The organism is Pediococcus stilesii (assembly GCF_001437075.1).
Lineage (GTDB): Bacteria > Bacillota > Bacilli > Lactobacillales > Lactobacillaceae > Pediococcus > Pediococcus stilesii.
In genome coordinates this window covers 1-551 of record NZ_JQBX01000045.1, presented here as the reverse complement: position 1 = coordinate 551, position 551 = coordinate 1, and the positions used below count along the sequence as shown (strand labels likewise).

Sequence of the window (551 nt, the reverse complement as noted above, 5' to 3'; positions counted from 1 at the left end):
TAATAATCATGATATTGTTCAAGTAAAGGTGGATCAACCTAAGCAAAATCAGGCTAGTACTTCGACGAGCAAGGCGCTCCAAATGAACATCGATCGAAACAAAACGGTCATTGTTTATAATCGCGTTAATAATTATATTTTAACGGCGTTATTAGAGGCGGTGTTTAAGCATGATAATTGATGTTCGCCAATTACACGGAATTTATTTGGTATGTGGTAAAACTGATCTTCGTCGTGGAATCGATGGATTAGCTAACGTAGTTAGTGAACAATATGATCTCAATCCCTACAGTAAAGCACTGTTTATGTTCTGTGGAACACGAACAGATCGGTTCAAAGCTCTGCTTTGGGAAGGCGATGGATTTCTTTTACTTTATAAACGAATCGAGAATGGCAGATTACAGTGGCCACGAAATTCGAATGAAGCCAAAAGGCTTCACACTAAGCAATTTGAAAGACTCCTCTCTGGGTGGTCTTTAGAATCAACCATTAAACAAAGTATTCCACCAAAAAACACTAGGCGTTGACGATGACTAATGATAAAATCAAGT

General features: G+C 38.1%; 2 protein-coding genes. Both read left to right on the top strand.

From position 1 onward, the window contains the following. The coding region (locus IV81_RS09360; RefSeq protein ID WP_057804429.1) for a hypothetical protein at positions 1–181 on the top strand (181 nt) is incomplete at its 5' end. Continuing rightward, the gene (tnpB, locus tag IV81_RS09165; RefSeq protein ID WP_057804427.1) at positions 171–527 is read left to right on the top strand and encodes an IS66 family insertion sequence element accessory protein TnpB; all 357 of its coding nucleotides are present in this window, start codon (positions 171–173) and stop codon (positions 525–527) included. The genes IV81_RS09360 and tnpB, both read left to right, overlap by 11 nt. Positions 528–551: the final 24 nt, after the last annotated feature.